We start from the raw sequence: 3,156 nt of genomic DNA on the forward strand, positions 1-3,156 counted from the left end.
GCGGCACCGGCTTCGCCGGCCGCCGCGCCTGCGCCGCTCGTCCCACCCTCCCCGGCCGCTGGCGGCGCCGCCGGCTTCGGCACCGTCACCGCTTCCGGCGCCAGCTCCAGCAGCACCCGCCCGGCATCGCCGCGATTGGGATGCACGCGCCGCCAGGCCGCCTCGCCGAGCCAGCCCTGGGCGGCGCCGAACAGCGCCAGGTTCGCCGCCAGCAGCAGCGCGACCACGGTCTTCATGCGGGTTCCCAGCCTTCGTCTTCGGCGCTGGCGGCAAGGCCGACCAGCACCAGGTCTTCATGAAATTGCACCTCGCCGAGCCGGCCGAGCAGCGCGCCGGCCGCGCCGCCGGCCGCCACCAGCCGCGCGCTGCCGAAGCGGCGGCGCGCGATGTCGAGCGTCTCGCGCACGGCGCCGGCCTGGGCCCGCGCCACGCCTTCGGCAATGGCGGCTTCGGTGCTGTCGGGGATGTCGACCGGCGCGGCGGCGAGCGCGACGCGCGGCAGCCGGGCGGTATCGCTGGCGAGCGCGGCGAGCATCGAATCGACGCCGGGCAGGATCAGCCCGCCGAGATAGTCGTGCGCCGGCGACACGGTATCGACCGTGGTGGCGGTGCCGAAGCTGGCCACCACCAGCGCGCCGTCGCCGTAGAGCCGGCGCGCGCCGATGGCGGCGGCGAAGCGGTCGGGCCCGAGCGTGGGCGCGGCATAGCGGTTGACCAGCCCGCCGGCCGCCGGCCGCGCGGCAAAGCGCCGCACCGGCGCGCCGCCGGCCGCTGCGCGCAAGGCCTGTTCGAGCGCGGCGGTGAGCGCCTCGCCGGCGACGCTGGAATAGATGACCTCGCTCAGCGCGGCGGCGCCGGGCAGCGTGGCGCGCAGCGCGCCGGCCAGCGCCTCGGCCGGGCCGGCGCCTTGCGCAATCCACAGGCCGGGCGCGGCGCCAGCTTCGCGCAGCGCCCATTTGACGCGGGTGTTGCCGATATCGACCGCCAGCAGGGTTCTCATGCGTCGGCTCCGTCGCGCAGGCTGATCTCGCCATGCTTCCACTCGGCGACCGTGCCGTCGGCGCCGCGCACCCGCAGCGCGCCGCTGGCCGCCACGCCCTCGACCGTGCCGCGCGCCAGCGCATTGCCGCCCGCATCGGCGAGCCGCACCGGCCGGCCCTGCCAGGCATGCAGCGCATCGAAGCCGGGCACGAAGGGCGCGAAACCGGCACGCGCAAACAGCGCCGCGCGCTCCTCCAGCGAGGCGACCAGCCGCACCACCAGCGCCGGCGCATCGACCGGCCGACCGGCCAGCGTGGCCAGATCCGAGGCCGGCGGCTGCACCGCTGCCAGCGCCGCATGCGGCGCCAGATTGAGGCCGATGCCCACGATCACCGCCGTGGCCTCGGGCCCGAGCGGCGCCGCCTCGACCAGGATGCCGCCGAGCTTGCGGCGCGCGCCGTCGACCAGATCGTTGGGCCACTTGAGCCGCGCCGCGATGCCGTCGCCGGCCAGCGCATCGATCAGCGCCAGCCCGCAGACCAGCGTGAAGCCTTCGAGCGCCGCCGGCCCGGCCGGCCAGTGCAGCCCGATCGACAGCGCCAGCGCCGCGCCCGGCGGCGCGACCCATTGCCGGCCGAGCCGGCCGCGTCCGCCGCTCTGCTCCAGCGCGATGCGCAGCACGCGCGGCGCCAGCGTGCCGGCGCGGGCGCGGTCGAGCAGATCGGTATTGGTGGAGCCGGTGCGGTCCACGATCTCGACCGCGCCGGGCTGGGCCCAGGCGGGCCGATCGGGGCAGGCGGCGACCAGGGCGGCGGCGAGCGAAGCGGCGTCGAGCATCGGGGACTGAGGAAGGGGGGAACCGGTGCCATACCCGGCCGATAGAATCGGCTGCGATGTTAGCCGACCCCTCTCCGCCGCCCGACCGCTGGCGCCAGCAGCCCTCGCCGCTCGCGCGTCTGGCCTGCGCCGCCTGGACGCTGGTGGTCGTCTACATCAGCCTCACGCCGTTCTCGGGCTGGCGCGATACCGGCCTCGGCGCCTTCGATTTCCTGCTCGCGCCGCCGCAGCGCTACATCTCCAATCTCGACATCGCGGTGAATGTGGCGGGCTATCTGCCGCTCGGCGCGCTGCTCGCGTGGTCGCTGCATCCGCGCCTGCGCGGCGGCTGGGCGCTGGCGCTGGCGGCGCTCGGCTGCGCGCTGCTGTCGGGCGGCATGGAGGCGCTGCAAACCTGGCTGCCCAACCGGGTCGCGTCCAACCTCGATCTGGCCGCCAATGCGGCCGGCGGCCTGCTCGGTGCCTGGCTCGGCGCGGCCAGCGGCCCGGCGCTGCTCGACCGCAGCCGGCTGCGCCAGTGGCGCAATCGCTGGTACGAGCGCGATGCCTCGGTCGGGCTGGTGCTGGCCGGGCTCTGGCTGCTGGCGCAACTGCCGCCGCAGACGCTGCCGTTCGGCACCGGCCGGCTGGTCACGCCGGTGTTCGATGCGCTCGCGGCCTGGGTCGGCGAGCCGGTCGAGCATCCCGACTGGTGGACGCTGAGCGCCAGCCGCGCCATGGCCTTCGAAGCCGCGAGCGCCGCCACCGGGCTGGCCGCCGGCACGCTGTTCGCGCTGCTGCCGATGCGCGCGCGGGTGCCGCTCGCGCCCCGGCTGGCGGTCACGCTGCTGGTGGCGGCGCTGGCGCTGCTGCTGCGCTGCATTGGCGATGCGCTGATGTATGCCGCCGAGGACTGGCTGGCCTGGGCCACGCCGGGCGCGCGGCTGGGCGGACTGGCGGGCCTGGGCGCCGGACTGCTGCTGGCGATGCTGCCGGCCGGGGCACGGCGGGCGGCGTTCTGGCTGCTGCTGGCGGCGAGTCTGGCGGTGGTCAACATCGCGCCGGACAACCCCTATCTGGCCGCCACGTTCGCGAGCAGTCAGGCGGCGGGCTGGCGCCATGTGCGGGCGCTGCTGGCGGCGCTGGGGCTGGTGTGGCCGGCGCTGGCGGGGGGATGGTTGCTGCGGCGCTAGCCGCTTTGGTGCTTGCTTGGCGACGGGCCGGGGCAGGCTGGGAGGGCGGGGCCCGCCGGCTGGCTGCGGCCCCCGCGTTGCGGGGGCTTCCCGGACGCAGCGCACTGCGCCGGGCCGGCCCGCCAACTCGGGGGCGATGCCCCCTCAAACATGCGGACCTGAACGC

Annotated in this window: 4 protein-coding genes; 1 reads left to right on the forward strand and 3 read right to left on the reverse strand. The window is 76.4% G+C overall.

All coding sequences use genetic code 11. The annotated features are described in order from the left end of the window. The 3 genes from B9P64_RS21615 to B9P64_RS21625 form a co-directional block, all read right to left on the reverse strand. Positions 1–236: hypothetical protein (locus B9P64_RS21615; protein WP_139826460.1), on the reverse strand; the 236-nt coding region annotated here is incomplete at its 3' end. After that, positions 233–1,000, reverse strand: a complete 768-nt coding sequence (locus B9P64_RS21620; protein WP_085318178.1) for a type III pantothenate kinase — start codon at positions 998–1,000, stop codon at positions 233–235. The genes B9P64_RS21620 and B9P64_RS21615, both read right to left, overlap by 4 nt. Next, a complete protein-coding gene (locus B9P64_RS21625) occupies positions 997–1,818 on the reverse strand; it encodes a biotin--[acetyl-CoA-carboxylase] ligase (RefSeq protein ID WP_085318179.1) in 822 nt (273 codons plus the stop codon). Before B9P64_RS21625 ends, B9P64_RS21620 begins: the two co-directional genes overlap by 4 nt. Positions 1,819–1,874: 56 nt before the next feature. Between B9P64_RS21625 and B9P64_RS21630 the strand changes: the two genes are divergently transcribed. Further along, positions 1,875–2,990 (forward strand): VanZ family protein, encoded by a 1,116-nt coding sequence (locus tag B9P64_RS21630; RefSeq protein WP_085318180.1) that lies wholly within the window; start codon positions 1,875–1,877, stop codon positions 2,988–2,990. Positions 2,991–3,156 lie beyond the last annotated feature (166 nt).

The organism is Derxia lacustris, from assembly GCF_002105195.1.
Classification (GTDB): domain Bacteria; phylum Pseudomonadota; class Gammaproteobacteria; order Burkholderiales; family Burkholderiaceae_E; genus Derxia; species Derxia lacustris.